The 16,340-nt window shown below is 72.9% G+C and carries 11 protein-coding genes; 1 reads left to right on the forward strand and 10 read right to left on the reverse strand.

Annotated elements, in window-relative coordinates; translation table 11 throughout:
* Window positions 1-36 precede the first annotated feature (36 nt).
* The 6 genes from AC07FT_RS16055 to AC07FT_RS16080 form a co-directional block, all read right to left on the reverse strand.
* Window positions 37-1,395 (reverse strand): vWA domain-containing protein, encoded by a 1,359-nt coding sequence (locus AC07FT_RS16055; protein ID WP_479176734.1) that lies wholly within the window; start codon window positions 1,393-1,395, stop codon window positions 37-39.
* A gap of 245 nt (window positions 1,396-1,640) precedes the next feature.
* On the reverse strand, window positions 1,641-2,867 hold the full coding sequence (locus AC07FT_RS16060; RefSeq protein WP_479176735.1) for a protein phosphatase 2C domain-containing protein: 1,227 nt from the start codon (window positions 2,865-2,867) through the stop codon (window positions 1,641-1,643).
* 3 nt (window positions 2,868-2,870) lie between these two features.
* Window positions 2,871-5,399: a serine/threonine-protein kinase gene (locus tag AC07FT_RS16065; RefSeq protein ID WP_479176736.1), complete on the reverse strand. Its 2,529-nt coding sequence runs from the start codon at window positions 5,397-5,399 to the stop codon at window positions 2,871-2,873.
* Window positions 5,392-6,723, reverse strand: a complete 1,332-nt coding sequence (locus tag AC07FT_RS16070; protein WP_479176737.1) for a hypothetical protein — start codon at window positions 6,721-6,723, stop codon at window positions 5,392-5,394. Before AC07FT_RS16070 ends, AC07FT_RS16065 begins: the two co-directional genes overlap by 8 nt.
* A 90-nt stretch (window positions 6,724-6,813) precedes the next feature.
* On the reverse strand, window positions 6,814-7,854 hold the full coding sequence (locus AC07FT_RS16075; RefSeq protein ID WP_479176738.1) for a glutamate ABC transporter substrate-binding protein: 1,041 nt from the start codon (window positions 7,852-7,854) through the stop codon (window positions 6,814-6,816).
* Window positions 7,851-9,227 carry a hypothetical protein gene (locus AC07FT_RS16080; RefSeq protein WP_479176739.1) on the reverse strand — a complete coding sequence of 459 codons (1,377 nt, stop codon included), beginning with the start codon at window positions 9,225-9,227 and terminating at the stop codon, window positions 7,851-7,853. Before AC07FT_RS16080 ends, AC07FT_RS16075 begins: the two co-directional genes overlap by 4 nt.
* A gap of 787 nt (window positions 9,228-10,014) precedes the next feature.
* Here AC07FT_RS16080 and AC07FT_RS16085 point away from each other — a divergent pair.
* A complete protein-coding gene (locus tag AC07FT_RS16085; RefSeq protein ID WP_479176740.1) occupies window positions 10,015-11,133 on the forward strand; it encodes a hypothetical protein in 1,119 nt (372 codons plus the stop codon).
* Between the two features lie 72 nt (window positions 11,134-11,205).
* Here the strand turns inward: AC07FT_RS16085 and AC07FT_RS16090 are convergent, their stop codons facing one another.
* The 4 genes from AC07FT_RS16090 to AC07FT_RS16105 form a co-directional block, all read right to left on the reverse strand.
* Window positions 11,206-12,228 carry an N-acetylglucosamine kinase gene (locus AC07FT_RS16090; RefSeq protein ID WP_479176741.1) on the reverse strand — a complete coding sequence of 341 codons (1,023 nt, stop codon included), beginning with the start codon at window positions 12,226-12,228 and terminating at the stop codon, window positions 11,206-11,208.
* The gene (locus tag AC07FT_RS16095; protein ID WP_479176742.1) at window positions 12,219-13,481 is read right to left on the reverse strand and encodes a 6-phospho-beta-glucosidase; all 1,263 of its coding nucleotides are present in this window, start codon (window positions 13,479-13,481) and stop codon (window positions 12,219-12,221) included. Before AC07FT_RS16095 ends, AC07FT_RS16090 begins: the two co-directional genes overlap by 10 nt.
* 77 nt (window positions 13,482-13,558) lie before the next feature.
* Entirely contained in the window at window positions 13,559-14,779 is a 1,221-nt protein-coding gene (locus AC07FT_RS16100) for an ROK family transcriptional regulator (protein ID WP_479176743.1), read from the reverse strand.
* Between the two features lie 209 nt (window positions 14,780-14,988).
* On the reverse strand, window positions 14,989-16,071 hold the full coding sequence (locus AC07FT_RS16105) for a mechanosensitive ion channel family protein (RefSeq protein WP_479176744.1): 1,083 nt from the start codon (window positions 16,069-16,071) through the stop codon (window positions 14,989-14,991).
* Window positions 16,072-16,340: the final 269 nt, after the last annotated feature.

The following is a 16,340-nucleotide window of genomic DNA, read 5'->3' on the forward strand; positions in this document are numbered from 1 at the left end:
CTTGGCGTTTCCTGCGTGGGTGTACTGCTTCGTCTGCTACTTCTTGACGCGAACCGTCTTGGTGGAGCGCGTCTCGAGGGTCATCTCGTCCGCTTCCGCGACCTTCGCTTTCAGTCGCACAGTACCCGTCGCCGCGTCGACGACATCCACCACCTTCGCGAGCAGCTTCGCGGTGTCCTCGTTGCCGGACGCGCCGGCGAGCTGGACGGCCCGCCCGAGCTTGGCGGTGGCCCCTTCGATATCGCCCGACTTGCGGGCATCCATTCCCTGTTGGATGACCTGGGCCAGTTCGGCCTGACCCGTGTAGTGCGCGACCTGGCGGTTCATCGCGGTGGAGGCGACCACGTCATCGGTCCACACGGCCCGTACCAGCCCTTGTGCCAGCGGTGCCGCGGGCCCTCCGTCCTGCTGCGGCAGCACCAGGGAGGCCCGCGCCGCGAGCATCTCCCGGCCGACCTCGGCCGCGGGCACCCGGACGCACACGTGGTAGTCGCGGGACTCGTCCCCCCAGGAGCCCGTGGGATAGTCACCCGCGCGCGCCCCGGCCTCGACGCGCCGGGCGGTCAGATCCTCGACCGTCGGTGCGACCTGTTTCACAAACGCCACCTCGGCGCCCATCGGGGTCCACAGCCGCAGGGAGACATCGGCGACCTCCTTGCCCATCGCCGTTTCCATCATCCGTGTGAAGTCGCCGGACAGCTCGGCGGGATCGGCGACGATATCGGCCGTACCGAGCAGCGCGGAGGCGATCCCGGTGACCTCCTTGACCTCCCAGTCCGTGCCCACCCCGCGGGCGTCACAGGTGAAGCGGCCCGCGCAGGCGTCCAGCGCCGCCCGTAGGTCCTCCGGCTCCTCGTGCTCGTTGCGCCCGTCGGTGAGCACGATGCCGTGCCGGATGGCGACGTCGGCGGAGGCGAGCAGCCGGTCGGCCAGCATCAGCCAGGTGCCGATCGCGGTGCCGCCGCCCGCGCTCAGGGTGCGCAGCGCGTCCTTGGCCAGCGCACGGCTCTCCGGATCGGCGGTCGCGAGCTGCCCGTTGCCCGGGAAGACCTCCACCGCCTTGTGGGTGCCCGCGATCACGGCGAAGGCGACACCGTCGCGCACCGTGTCGATCGCGGCGGCCGTCGCGTCCCGGGCGTTGCGCATCTTCGTCGGCGGATAGTCCATCGAACCGGAACAGTCGACCATGATCACCACGGCCGCGTCGGGGGAGCTCCCTCTGCTGTCCCGCACGCCCGTCAGCCGGCTGGGGATCGGCATCCCCCCGGTGGTCCCGCCGCCGGTCGAGGTGACCGTGACGATCGCGTTCACCTCGCGGCCGCCCTCGGGGAGGTAGGCGTTCTGATAGACCTCCACCGAGAAACGCGGCGCTTGGGACTTGGAGAAAGTGGCCATCTGGTCCGCTCCTTGGCGCTCCGTGGCGATCTGCCCCATAGCGATCTATGGACACATCGTCCTATCGACAAAAGGGCTGAGCGGAGCGGCGAGCACACGGCAGCCCCCGCCGGAGGAGACCGCCGCGGCGCCGTGCGCTCCCCGCGCGCCCGCGACGCCCCACGGGACCTCCGCGCGCTGTCGTGCGCCGTCGCGCCGCCGAGGTCCGTCTCAACCGGCGGGGACCCGCAGCCCCCCTCGAGCCGTCAGGCGGATCCTGCCCTCCCCTGCGGAGCGGGGAACGGCACCACCGCCACTGTTACGTTGTCGTGGCCCCCGCCGTCGAGGGCGTGGCCCACCAGCACCTGGGCGCTGTGCAGCGGACGGGACCGGGCGTCCGGCGGTACGGCCAGGGCCATCTCCTCCGCCGACTCGGCGTAGTTCCACAGACCGTCGGTGCACACCACGACCACACCCGGACGGTCCGGTTTGAACGACGCGGTGTGCGGATCCAGTTCGTAGGCGTCCGCGCCGAGCCAGCCGGTGATGGCGTGGGCCCGCTCGTCCGCGTACGCCTCGGCCTCCGACATCAGCCCGGCGGCCACCATCTGCGCCGCCCAGGAGTCGTCCTCGGTCAGCCGGGCGGCCGGCGTCGTGCGGTCGTCCGGCACCCAGTAGGCGCGGCTGTCGCCGATCCAGCCCACGGTGAGGATCCCGGGGGTGACCACTGCGCTGACGATGGTGCACGCCGGAGCGTTCTGGTGGCGCTGCTGCTGCTCCTCGTGCGCGGCGGACCCGGGCTCCAGGGCCAGGGAGTTGACCGCCTCGGCGGCGGCCACGATCGCCTCGTTCATGGCCTGCTGCGGGTGGGCGCCGCGCGGCAGGGAGGCATGCAACGACGCCTCCGCGGCGTGCGCGGCGGCGGCCGAGGCGTCATCGGGGCGGGTGGCCGAGGAGACGCCGTCGCAGACGACCGCGACCACGGCAGGGGAGCCGTCGGGGAGCGCGGCGGCCGAGACCGAGAACGCGTCCTCGTTGCGGTGGTGGCGCAGACCCCGGTCGCTGGCCGCGGCCACCCCCTCCAGCTCGCGCTCCATGTGGTCGCGCTCACGAGCCTGGGCATGGCCGCAGTGCTCGCAGTAACCGTCCTGGTCGATGGTGCCCTCCTGACACGCCACACACCGGGGGCGGCCCGCGCCGCCGTTCAGCCGGGGATCCGCTCCGCCGGCCGGTCCCTCCGCCGCTCCGGGCGCACCCGGAGCGCCGAACACCGCCCCGCCGGGCGGAGCGGCCGCCGGGGCGGCCAGCGGATAGTCCTCCGGTTCGGGGGCCGCGGAACCGGCCGGGGAAGACCCGGCGGGCGCCGTACCCGGCGGCGGGGCCGCCGCCGTCAGATCGGCGCCGCAGTTATCGCAGTAGCGGTCCCCCGACTGCGGCGGCTCTTCACAGGTCGGGCAGGCTGACAGCTGGGGCAGCTGTGGCATCTGCGACATCGATCACACCCACGTCCTGGGGCGGAGACGGTTGGCCCGCTCCACCAGTTCGATCCTTTCCTCGCCCCGCTGCGCGAGCCTGGCGAGTACCCGGTACGAGCGTTCCAATCCGAAGCGCAGCCCGCGCTCGTCCAGGCTGCTCCCGAGCAGAGGCGGCCCGGTCTGACCCGGGGTCGCTCCACTGCTGCCGGACAGTACCCAATCCAGCGCGCCACCGAGGACTTCCGTCCGCAGCCGCTCGCGCCGCACCGCGTCCAGTCCGAACTCGCCCAGCCGCTCGACCTGGAGGGCCGCGGCCGTCAGATCGGCCAGCAAGGCGTCCCGCGGCGGACGCTGGCGCAGCCGTGCCCGTACCGCGGCGACCCGCGCCGCCGTGTAGTGGATCGAGGACTCCGGCACCGACTCCAGGGTGTGCACGGCCCCGGCCCGGTCCCCCGAGCACAGCCGCACCCGGGCCAGCCCGAAGGCGGCGCTCACGAAGCTGGGGTCGGTCGTCCACACCAGCCGGTAGTACTCGGCGGCGTTGTCCAGCTGGCCGAGCACCTCGGCGCAGACCGCGAGCGCCAGCTTGGGCGCGGGCTCCCCCGGGAAAGCGTCGTAGACGGCGTCGAAGGAGAGCGCGGCCGTCTCGTGGTCGCCGGTGGCCAGCGCGTGCAGCCCCCGGTACCAGACGATCCGCCAGTCGTCGCTGTACCCGGCCTCCAGACCGGACAGCGCGGCGCCCGCCTCCCGCACCTGGCTCAGCTCCAGCTGGGCGCGCACCCGGCGCAGCCGCAGCTCCAGCGAGTCGGCCGGGGCGTTCTGGAGGGCGGCACTCAGCTCCGCGGGGGCGGCGCTGAGCAGCCCGGCCAGGAAGCCTGCGTTGGCGTCGGCCTGGTCCACCAGCGGCACCGGCAGCGCCAGCGCGGTGGCCCGGGTGTCCAGCGGGGCCACCGCGGGCAGCGGCAGGGGCGGCGGCCCCGGCGGCTGGAGGGCCGCCCCGCCCGCCGCGGCCGGGCCGTGGGCCCCCGGGCTCCCCGGGGGCGCGCCGTCCGCGGCCCGGCGCCCGGGGTCCCGGGTGCCCAGCACGGACGGCTCCTGGCCCTCCTCGGCGAACAGCGCGGTGTCCACCACTCGCGGTTCGGGGCCGAAGAGCGTGGACAGCGCGGGCCGGGGGCGGCCGGTCTGGAGCGCCACGACCTCCCGCAGCACCCCGGTCAGCTGGTCGGCCATCTCCTGCGCGGAGGCGAACCGGCGGCCCGGATCCGGGTCGGTGGCCCGCACCAGCAGCCGGTAGAACGACTCGTAGCGCCGGAAGACCTCGATGTTCTCGGGGTCGGGCAGGCTGTCCGCGTAGACGTTGGTGTAGCCCTGGAAGTCGAAGGTGAGCACCGCGAGGGTGCGCGCCACCGTGTACAGGTCGGAGGAGACGGACGGACCGGCGTCCGAGATCTCGGGCGCCTGGTAGCCGACGGTGCCGTAGATCGCGCTGTCGTCGTCGTCCATCCGCCGGACCGCGCCCATGTCGATCAGTTTCAACTGGTCCTGCTGCTGTATCGCGTTGTCGACCTTGAAGTCGCAGTAGAGCAGATTGCGGCTGTGCAGATGGCCCAGCGCCTCCAGCGCCTCGATGCCGTACGCGCACGCCTGCTCCACCGGCAGCGGATCCCGGCGGCCGTCCGGGGCCCGCCGGTCGTTGGCGATGTCCTTCAGCGACTTGCCGCCCACGTACTCCATGACGATGTAGCCGTCGAGGCTGCCGGTGCGCTGGTCGAGGTGTTCGACGAAGTTGTAGATGCGGACGATGTTCGAGTGCTCGATCTCGGCGAGGAAGCGGCGCTCGGAGACGGCGACCGCGAGCGCGTCCTCATCGCCGGTGTCCAGCAGGCCCTTGAGCACCACCCAGCGGTCGGAGACGGCGCGGTCTATGGCCAGGTAGATCCAGCCCAGACCGCCGTGCGCCAGACAGCCCGCCACCTCGTACTGCCCGTGGACCACATCGCCGGGGCGCAGCTTCGGGACGAACGAGTACGGATGGCCGCACTTGGTGCAGAACCCCTCGGTGCGGCCGGGACGGTCGCCACGGGACCGGCCCACCGGCGCCCCGCAGTCCCCCCGGCTGCAGAACCGCTTGCGCTCCGGTACCTCGGGGTCGGCCAGCACCGCCGTCCGCGGATCGGGACGCGGTACCTCCGGAACGCTGACCAGGCCCGCGCCCAGGGCGTTCCGCCCGGAGGCGGAGGAGGTGGAACGGGAGCTGCGCACCGAGACCGAACGCCCCGAGGACCCGCCCGACAGCGAGGAACGCAGCCGCCCGGAGACCGAGCGCCGGGACGAGGAGGAGCGCGCCGACCGCGAGGGGCGCGAGGACCTGGTCGAGGGCGCGGAGCCGCCGCGGCCCCCGGCCGCCACCCCGGTGGGCGGTGAACTCACCAGGCCCTCCCGGGAGACGACCGGAGCCATCCCGCAGGTGTCGCAGTACAGCTCGCCGCCGCCCACGTCCTCGTACGCACCGCCGCATTCGCGCCGCTGGCAGCTGACCGCCTCACTCATGCCGTGCCCCCTGGGTGCCGTGATCGGTGGGGCCCGCCTGACGGGGTACGAGGGCGTCGGCCGCGGCCCGCTGATAGCGCAGCACCGCCTGCTCGGCCGCCCGCAGATCGCAAGGGGCACTCCACAGCATCCGGCGCGCCGCGTCGTACCGCTCGATCAGCAGCGGGTCCTCCGCCATACCGTGCCGGGCGACCTTCGCCTTGTACGCGTCGAGCCGGCCGCGCAGCTCGGCGCGGACCGCGAGCGGCGCGGTCACCGCCGTCAGGGACTCCCGGGCCCGCAGCAGCTCGTCATCGGCCCGCTGCTCCAGGCTCTCCAGCAGCGGCGAGAGCCGGTGCCACTGGGCGCGCCTGCGGTAGTCGGCCGCGGCCACCAGCTGTTCGTGCAGCGCGGTGGGCGGGCCGCTGACCGCGGGCACCTCGGATGCCGCGATCTTCGCCAGCACCTCACCGCGCGCCTGCCGGGCCTCGGCCAGGGTGCGGTCGGCGCGGGAGAGCACATCGCGCAGCCGCATCAGCCGCCGCTCGGCGTCCTGCCGCACGTCCAGCACCGCTTCGATCTCGCGCCGTACGTCCTCCAGGGCGCGGGCCGCCCGGTCGTAGCGCTCGGTGTCCGGGGACCCGCCCCCCGGTGCCGAACTGCCGCTCTTCCGCGGCTTCCAGAACGCCAGTGGATCGGAGACCACTTCGGCGCGGAGCGCGGTCAGCTCGGTGGTGATCCGCTCCAGATCGTCGCCCGAGGGGTGCTCGCCGGGGCGCACCCCCACCGAATGCGCCAGGGAACGGGTGCGGTGCAGTTCGGCGGCGAGCATGTCGATCCGGGCGGGCAGCGCGGACCAGACGGCGTCCGCGGTGACGATGACGTCCAGCGCTTCCGCGTACCAGCGGTTCATCCGGTCCACCAGCCGGTCCAGGCTCAACTGCTCGCTCAGCAGCGGTGAACCGGTGAGGGTGGCGCTGCTGGGCAGGGTGATCCCCTCACCGCGCAGCAGCTCGGTGAGGTCGGTCAACTCGCCCGGGGTGGGCCAGCGGTGGCGGGCCCGCAGCTCCCGCGCGCGCTGGAGGGTGTCGGTGTACGCGTCGAAATAGCTCCACAGCAGGGAGACGGCCTGTTCGGTGGTGGCCCATCGATCCTTGGTGACACCGGTCAGCTCGGCGCCCTCCAGGAGTCTTCTGCCCGCGTGGTCCTGGAGGGCGAGCAGCGAGGACTCGATCGCCTCGTGCTCGGCGGCGAGCTTCGCCAGCGCGCGGTCCACCTCCTCGCGGCCCATGGCGGGCCCGTCGGGTGTCCCCGCTGCGCCGGGGAAGGGTCCCGGGACCCCCATCGATCACCTCTCCGTGTCCGTATCCGCCGTGTGATCCGTTACTGCGTCATCCCTACGCGTGCGAGCCGGGCGCTAATCCTTACCGGTCCGTCAGTCCTTGTAGACGGGGTCCGGCGGGGCCGGTTTCTCCTGCGCCCCGCCGAAGTCCTCCGCGAGCCACTTGCGGTACGCGCGCATCCAGGGGCTGTCGTCACCGCCCTTGCGGTAGTCCGCCAGCACCTTGTTGACCCGGCGTACCAGGTCCTCGTCGTCCTTGTTCATCGCCACGCCGTACAGCTCGTCGGTGAATCGGGAACCGACCAGCTTGACGGAGGGGTCCTGGGCGGCCTGGCCCGCCGCCAGCGCATTGTCCGTGATCACCGCGTCCACCTGGCCCAGTTGCAGCCTGACCAGGCAATCGAGCTGATTGGGCACGGGTTTGACCTTGATCGCGCCCAGCTTCTCGGCACCGGACCCCGGTGTGTCCAGCTCGGCCTCGGCGGTGGAGCCCTGGGCCGTGCACACCTTCTTGCCGCGCAGGGTGCGGTTGTAGCCGGTGATGGACGAGCCCTCGCCGACCAGCACCTGCTGACCGGCCTGGAAGTAGGCGGTGGAGAACGCCACGTCCTTGATCCGGTCGCAGTTGACGGTCATGGTGCGGACCACCACGTCCACCTTGCCCTGCTGGAGGGCTTTGATGCGCTGACTGGTGGGGATGGTGCGGTAGATGACCGCGTCGGGATCGCCGAAGATGTCCTCGGCGATGGCGCGCACGATGTCGATGTCGAATCCGGTGAGGTCGCCGGTGGCCGGATCGCGGTAGCCCCAGCGGTAGCTGTTCTGGTCGACGCCCGCGATCAGCTTGCCGACCTTGTGGCCGTTGATCTCACGGTTCTTGATCCGCTTGATGGCCGGACCGCTCGCGCCGGACGGCCGCAGACTCGCCTCCGGCTTCTTGCAGCTGTCCGCCGGGGCCTCGTGCCCGGCCCGCAGCGCCTGCGCACGCCGGTCCGCGGCCCCGCTCCGGCCGCCGTCGCCCCTCCCGTCCACCAGGGCGGGCCCGACGATCGCCGTGGCCACTCCCAGAACGCACACCGCCACCGCGGCGGCCGATCGTACCGAGCGCATGCTGATGCCCCCCATCGCCCTCATCGGTACTCCGACAGTCTGCGGCCGATGCCCAGCACCGCGCCCACGGCCCCCAGCACCGCCAGCGCCGCGGCCCCGGCGGCCAGCGCGGTGAACGCGCCCCGCCCGTCGTCGGCCGCCCGCTGGAACTCGCGCTGTTCGTGGTCGACGGCCTTGGCCAGCAGGGTGTCCACGGTGTCGAAGGACCGGCCGGTGCTGTCGTCGCCGCCGATGACCTGCTTCAGCGCCTCGCCGTAGTCCCCCGCGTCATCGGCGCTGCGGGCGGACTGGTGCCGCTTCTGCCACTCCCGGACCGCCGAGGCGGCGCTGTCCACCGGATCGCGCCCCGCGCTGTCGTCCGCGGCCTCCCGCGCGCCGCGCAGATGCCCGGCCAGACTCGTCATCCGGGAGCCGTAGCTGACCTCGTAGGCGTCCTTGCCCTTGTCGGGACCTTCCTTGTCGATGACGACCGCGCCCCGCGCGACCAGCGTCAGATTCTCGTCGGCACGGGCCCGGAGGGCGTCGATCCGCGCCGCGTTGAGCACCTGGAGGGACCTCGCGCCGTGCTCGTGGGAGTCGTTCAGCTCGGCGCGGGCGATCGCGTGCCCGGCCACCGTCCACAGCAGCACCACCGTGGTGGCCGCGGTGGCGGCCAGCAGACCGTGGTTGAAGACCCGGTTGGTCCGGCGGTAGTTACGGCGCTGGGCCCAGCCCAGGGCGCTCAGCGCGACCACCCCGGCGCCCAGCGCCGCCCAGGGCCACGCCTTGGCGTCCGCGTAGTCCTCCCCGAGGCGGGCCGTCTCCGCCTCGTAGAGCCTGCTCGCCGCGGGGAGCAGCCCGCCGCGCATGGTGTCGTTGGCGTAGCGCAGATACGCGCCGCCCAGCGGCAGCCCCTGGCGGTTGTTGGCGCGCGCGGACTCCACCAGGCCCGTGTAGACCGGCAGCAGCCGGTTGATGGTGCGTATCTCCTCCCGGGCGGAGGCCGCGCCGTCGGTGGTGGCCGCGGCGCGCACCAACAGCTGGGAGGCGGTGTCGATGTCCTTCTCGTACCGCTCGCGGACCCCGGCGGGCTCCTCCTTGCCCGCCAGGAAGCCGCTGGCCGCCGTGGTGTCGGCATCGGCCAGCGAGCGGTAGATCCGGGCGGCGTCCGCGCTCAGCGGCTGGCTGCGGCCGGCCACCGCGTCCGCCGCCGACTGGCGGTCCGCCACCTGCCAGGCCGTCACCGCCCCGAACGCCACCACCAGCACGGCCAGCACCGCCCCGATGATGCGCAGCCGCCCCGGCTCGGTCGTGGCCGCCGCCCGCGCCCGGTCGACGCCCTCGCGCCACGCGGTGCGCGGCGGAGCCGCGGGCGCGGGCGGCGGTACGGCTCTGCCGGTGGTCGGCGGGTGTGACACAAGACCTCCCCCTCGGTCCGGATCCCCTCGGTCGCTCTCCCGGCCCGCCGCCCGGCTGCGGCGAGCTCCGGATCCCCCGGCAGCAGTATGACCGCAGCCACCGGCGGGGTCATCGGTACTGCCCCGATCTTGCCCGGATCGCGATCTCCGCCGCCTCCGCCGCGCGATCGGGCCGCGGCCGCGCCCGCACCGGTGCGCCGGGTGTGGTCGGTGCCCGGTGTTTCCACTGGGGTCCACGTCGTCAACGACCGTCCGGTTCCCGAACCGGCCGATGTGGGGTCCGGATCACAGTATGACAAATGGTCTCTTCGGGTGATTGCCGGTCATGGCGATGGACCCCGGGCCCGGTCTGCGCCTTACTGGGATGGCATCGGCTCGCCATGAAGTGGTCGGCACCCCGGCGGGAACGGACGCGGGGCCGCCCGACCCTTCCCACTCCTCCCGCACCCTCCTTCTCAGGGGTGTGCCGCGACGACACCGGGCTGAACGAAGCCCTCCGGGGCCACGCCCGGATCGAGGCCCACCGGTCGCCGCTCATTTCTTCCTCGCGCCGAGGCTGCTCGCGCGTGTGCGTCTGTATCGAACCGATTCGTTGGATTCGTGGAAGGAGAGCTCCATGGTGTGGAGTGGAAGGGTCCTGTGTGGGCCGCGTAGACGGTCCGGGCGGCGGTGGGCGTCGCTGGCGGGGGTGGTGGCACTGGGGGCCGCGGGTCTGGTGGTGGTGCCCGGCGCGGCTCCGGCGTACGCGGTGTCGGTGCCGTGCAATGACGCGGCGCTGGTTTCGGCGGTGGCCGGGGTGGCCGCTACGGGTGGGTCGCTGAGTCTGTCGCCGGGCTGTACGTACACGTTGACGGCGGCGGACAATCCGAACAACGGTCTGGCGGTGATCACGGGGTCGGTGAGCATCACCGGGAACAACGCCACCATCGTGCGGAGTTCCGCGGCTCCCTTGTTCCGGATCTTCGAGGTCGGCAGCGGTGGCACGCTGTCGCTCAGCAACCTCACCCTCCGGGGCGGCTCGGTCTCCGGCGACGGCGGCGGTGTCCTGGTGGGCAGCGGCGGCACCGCGCACACCACCAGAACCAGATTCATCAACAACGAAGCCACAGGCAACGGCGGCGCCATCAACATCGACTTGGGTGGTACCAGCACCTCGAGCGGCGACACCTTCACAGACAATGTTTCGGGTAGCCGTGGCGGAGCCATCTTCTCCAACGGCACCACGACCCTCACCGGCGCCACGGTGACCGGCAACCGGGCCGAGCGGGGCGGCGCCATCAGCAGCGCCGCCAACCTGGCGAACATCACGATCTCCGGAAGCGCCTTCAGCCGCAACAGCGTCAGTGGGAGTTTTGGGACCTATGGCGGGGTCGCCGCCTTCGACGTCGGTACTGTCAAGATTTCGAACAGCACCTTCAGCCTCAACACCGCCACCAGGACGACCTCGGCCGGCTTCGCCGGGGCCTTCTACAACGGCGGGAACCTGACCATGACGGGTTCCTCGGTAAGCCGCAACACGTTGACGACCGCCGGCAGTGGGGCGGAGGGCGGAGCGTTCTACAACGACGGAACCCTGACCTTGGTGAACACCTCGGTCAACGCCAACGCCGTCAGCGGAAACGCGAACAACGACTCCGGCGGTATCTACAACGACGGCACGCTGATTCTCCAGCGTTCCACGGTCAACGGGAACACCGTCGCCAACGGCTTCGCGGGCGGTATCTTCAACGACTCCGGTACGCTCACCGCGACCGGCAGCACCGTCAGCGGGAACACCTCCAGTGAGGCGCCCGGCGGCATCTCCAACGACGGGGGGACCGTCACCCTGACCGGCTCCGTCGTCGGCGGCAACAGCCCCACCAACTGCGTCGGCAGCCCATCGCCCGTACCCGGCTGCACCGGCTGACCGTGAGACCGGCGGAGGGCCGATGGGCACGCCCCGTCGGCCCTCCGCCTCCCCGCAGGAGCGGGCGTCGGCTCACCCGTTCCGGTACTGCGTCCGCAACCGGGCGTACGCCCCCGCGGGCGCTCCCATACGGTCCAGACCGAGCAGCGCGGCGCCCAGCACCGGTGGCGCGGTGATGACGCGCGGTTCGGCCTCGGGGGCGCGTTCGGCGAGGAGTTCGCGGATCCGGCCGTCCAGCAGCGGATGGCGGGCGGCCAGCACCCCGCCGCCCAGGATCACCGGGGTCGGCTCGGCCAGCAGACCGAGCCGGGTCAGCACGACCGTGGCCAGGGTGACCACCTCCTCGGCCTGCCGGCTCACGATCGCGCGCGCCACCGGATCGCCGGACGCGGCCACCGCGAACAGCACCGGCGTCAACTCCAGCCGCCGGGCGGCCGGGAGGGTGCCCAGGTGCAGTGCCTCGATCAGCTCGTACATCGTGATCAGCCCGAAGTGCGCGGGCAGGGCGCGGGCCAGACCGGTGCCCTCGCCCCGGCCGTCCTCCGCCCGCGCCGCCCACCACAGGGCCTCCTCGGCCAGGAACCCCCCACCGCCCCAGTCACCGGAGATCCGGCCGACGGCCGGGAAGCGGGCGGTCCGGCCGCCGTGGCCGAGCCCCGCGCAGTTGATGCCCGCACCGCACACCACGGCCACCCCGGCCGGCTCACCGGCGTCCGGCACCCCCGCCCGCAGCAGCGCGAAGGTGTCGTTGGCCACGGTGACCCCGGCGGCCCAGCGGCGGGTGGTCAGCGCGTCGGTCAACTCCTCCTCCTCGGCCGGCAGATCCGCGTTGGCCAGACAGGCCGAGACATGGCCGATCCGGGCCGGGCCCGGGCCGCCCACCGCCAGACACGCCCGCTCCACCAGCGGTGTCAGCGCGTTCACCGCACGCCCGGCGCCCACCACCGGTGGCCGGAACCCGCCGCCGCGGGCCGTCCCGAGAACCGAACCGTCCAGGGCCACCAGCGCGACATCGGTCTTGCTGTTGCCCGCGTCGACCGCCAGAACCGCCCGGCCCGCCGCGGCCGGAGGGGGTACGGACCGGGTCAGATCCACGCCAGGTGCTCCCGGTTGTGCGCGATCAGGGCGTCGGTCAGCTTCTCGGCGTACTCGAGCTGGCCGATGAGCGGATGGGCGAGCAGCGCCCGGAAGATCCGCTCCCGTCCGCCCTTCAGCGCCGCCTCCAGCGCCAGGTCCTCGTACGCCGTCACCTGGGCCACCAGCCCGGCGAACAGCGGCTCCAGGGGGCGCAGCGGCAGCGGTCGCGCGCCCCGCGCGTCCACCGCGGCCGGGACCTCGATCACCGCGTCATCGGGGAGGAAGGGCAGGGTGCCGCCGTTGAACGTATTGACGATCCGCACCTCACCGGTGTCCCGCAGCAGTGCGGAGGTCAGCTCGACCGCCGCCTCCGAATAGAAGGCACCGCCGCGTCTGCCGAGCAGTTCGGGTGTGTGGTCCAGCGCCGGATCGCCGTACATCGCCAGCAGCTCCCGCTCGATCGCCGCGACCTCCGCCGCCCGGGACGGCCGGGTCCGCTGCTCCCGCACCACCGCGTCGTGCTGGTAGAAGTAGCGCAGGTAGTAGGAGGGGACGACACCGAGCCGGTCCAGCAGCGCACGCGGCATCCGCAGGTCCGCGGCCACCGCGTCACCGTGCCCGGCGAGCAATCGGGGCAGTACGTCCTCGCCGTCCGGACCGCCGATCCGCACCGCGCGCTCCCAGGTGAGGTGGTTGAGCCCCACGTGCTCCAGCCACACCTCGCCGGGCGCCACGCCCAGCAGTTCGGCGAACTTCCGCTGGAAGCCGATGGCCACATTGCACAGCCCGACCGTCCGGTGCCCGGCCGACAGCAGGGCCCGGGTGACGATCCCCACCGGATTGGTGAAGTCCACCAGCCAGGCGCGGGGGTTGCGGGCGCGCACCCGCTCGGCGATGTCCAGCACCACCGGGACCGTGCGCAGCGCCTTGGCCAGCCCACCCGCCCCGGTGGTCTCCTGGCCGACGCAGCCGCACTCCAGCGGCCAGGTCTCGTCCTGGTCGCGCGTGGCCTGTCCGCCGACCCGCAGTTGCAGCAGCACCGCGTCCGCGCCGTCCACGCCCGCGTCCAGATCGTTGGTCCAGGAGATCCGGCCGGGGTGGCCCTGTCGGGCGAAGATCCGGCGGGACACCCCGCCGACCAGCTCCAGCCGGTCCGCGGCCGGATCGATCAGGACCAGTTCCGCCAGCGGGAGCAGCTCCCGCAACCGGGCGAAGCCGTCCACGAGTTCGGGGGTGTAGGTGGATCCCCCACCCACCACTGCGAGCTTCAACCCTTGACTCCTGTCCGTGTGGCGCCTTCGGCGAAGGCTTTCCGGGTGAAGAATGAAGATGACGGGGACGGGGAGGTTCAGACGTCGAAGCGGGCGGTGTCGAACACCGTGTGGCGGGCGTCGGTCAGGGCCTGGCGCAGGGCACCGAGGAGGATCGGATCGCCGTCGAGCGCGCTGATCCGTATCTCCGGCCGGGGCAGGGCCAGTCCGGTCAGCCCGGCCTCCACCAGCTCCCGCAGCCGCTCCCCTCCGGCCTGCGCGATCCCGCCGGACAGGACGACCAGTTCGGGGTCGACCACCGCGACGACGGAGGCGAGTCCGGTGGCCAGCCGGCCCGCCAGTTCGGTGAGGACCGCGTCGCCCGCGCCGGGTGTGCGCACCGCAGCGGCCAGCGCCTTCGCGGCGGTGGGCGCCTCGATGCCGTGCTCCCGGGCCAGGCGCAGCACGGCGGGTGAGCCGACCAGCTGCTGGAACCCGCCGCCCGCGTCCGGCCGGGCGGCGTGGTCCTGTCCGCCGCGGGCGAGCGGTGCCCCCGGCAGCGGCATATAGCCGATCTCCCCGGCCCCGCCGGTGGCCCCGCGCAGCGGGGTGCCGCCGAGCACGATGGCCGCGCCGACGCCCTCGTCGGCCCAGACCAGCACGAAGTCGTCGAAGTCCTGGGCGGTGCCGTGGTGTTGTTCGGCGACGGCCGCGAGATTGACGTCGTTCTCGATGACGACCGGGGAGCCCAGCGCCCTGGCCAGGTCCTCCCGCAGGGTGCGGGACCGCCAGCCGGGCAGATGGGGCGCGTAGCGCAGGGTGCCGGTGCGCGGGTCGAGGGCGCCGGGGGTGCCGATCACGGTGGAGCACACCGCGCCGGGCGCCAGCCCGGCGGCGGCCAGCGCCCCGTGGACGGCCTCGGTCACCAGCCCGGCGGTACGGGCACGGAGCGCCGGGTCCTCCGCGGGGGCGGACACCCGGTGTTCGCCGACGGTCCGGCCGGTGATGTCGGCGACGGCGGCGGTGATGCCCGTCCGGTCCACGGCGACCGCGGCGACATGGGCGGCGGCCGGATCGATCTCGTACAGCCGGGCGCTGGGGCCCGGCCGTCCGGTCACATTGCCGGTCGTCCGGACCAGACCGGCGGACTCCAGCCGGGTGAGCAGTTGGGAGGCGGTGGGCTTGGACAGCCCGGTCAGCTCCCCGAGCCGGGTGCGGGTGAGCGGTCCGTGCGCGGCCAGCAGCTCCAGCGCGGCCCGGTCGTTCATGGCGCGCAGCACGCGCGGTGTACCGGGTGTGCCGCCGGGAGGTGCGGCCATGGTGGTGTGCCCCCGTTCCGGGCGGCGCGGAGGAGTCGCGTCGCTCTGTTAAGAAACTTTCCTATCGATGAAACGAACGTAGGCGCCGCACCCTGCGGCGTCAATGGGGGCGGCGGCCGGGGCCGCCGTGTCCCGGAAACGACGGACGCCCCCGTCCCCGGAGCGGGGGCGGGAGCGTCGTCGTACCGGGCGGGCGGAGGCCCGCCGCGTCACTTCTGTACGGGCGGCGGGACGGCCGCCGGGGCGGGCGGCGGAATCGCACTGGCCGCCTGGGACTGCGGGGAGTCGGGGTTGCCCAGGACCGAGGGCGCGTTCACACCCGCCGAGGTATCGGCGGACGCCGCGTCCAGCGCGGCCTCCGGGGGACGGCCCACCAGCGGGATCCCCGCCTCCTCCAGCGCCTTCTTGATCCGCCAGCGCAGTTCGCGCTCGACGCCCAGCGACTTGCCCGGCATGGTGCGTGCCGCGACCCGCACCACCATCGAGTCCAGATAGACCGCGTCCAGACCCAGCACCTCGACCGGCTCCCAGAGCCGCTCGTTCCAGGGCTCCTCCTTGGCCATGTCCACGCCGACCTGGGTGATCACCTCGCGGACCCGGTCCAGGTTCTCGTCGGCCCGCACCTGGACGTCGACGTTCGCGGTCGCCCAGCCCTGGCTGAGGTTGCCGATCCGCTTCACCTCGCCGTTGCGCACGTACCAGATCTCGCCGTTGTCACCGCGCAGCTTGGTGACGCGCAGCCCGACCTCGATCACCTCACCGGAGGCGACCCCGGCGTCGATGGAGTCGCCCACGCCGTACTGGTCCTCCAGGATCATGAAGACCCCGGAGAGGAAGTCGGTGACCAGGTTGCGGGCGCCGAAACCGATCGCCACACCGGCCACACCGGCGCTGGCGAGCAGCGGTGCGAGATTGATCTTCAAGGCGGAGAGGATCATCAGCCCGGCGGAGCCCATGATCATGAACGAGGCGACCGAGCGCAGCACCGAGCCGATCGCCGCGGACCGCTGCCGCCGCCGCTCCACATTGACCAGCAGCCCGCCGAGCGCGGTGCCGTCGACCGCCTGGGCGGTGCGGTTCATCCGGTCTATGAGCTTGGTGATGGCACGCCGGACGAGGGAGCGGGCCACGAACGCGATCACCAGGATCAGGGCGATGCGCAGTCCGACGCTGAGCCAGGTGGACCAGTTCTCCTCGACCCACCCCGCGGCGTTGGTGGCACTCTCCTGTGCGTCGTCGATGGTCGTCGGACGAGGCGTCGAGTCAGCGGCCAGAGCAGCGGACCAGAACACAGCAGAAACCCTTCGTGTGCGACATGCCCGCACGATTCACCCGCGCGCGCAACCCCTCACACAGTAGCCGGGCGCGGGAAGGTGACGTTCCTGTGTTCGAGAGCGCGCGAGCGCGTCCAGGGGGCGCCCGTGAGTGGACGGAACCGGCCTCAGCTCCCCGTTTCCCCCGCATGCCGCGCCCCGGCGGGGACGGTCGCGGCACGGGCCCCGGAACCCGTGATTATTGCCACTCCCGCCCGATGGCGGCGCAGTGTGCGAACGGTGTGCGG

This window comes from Streptomyces sp. NPDC045899 (assembly GCF_056431485.1).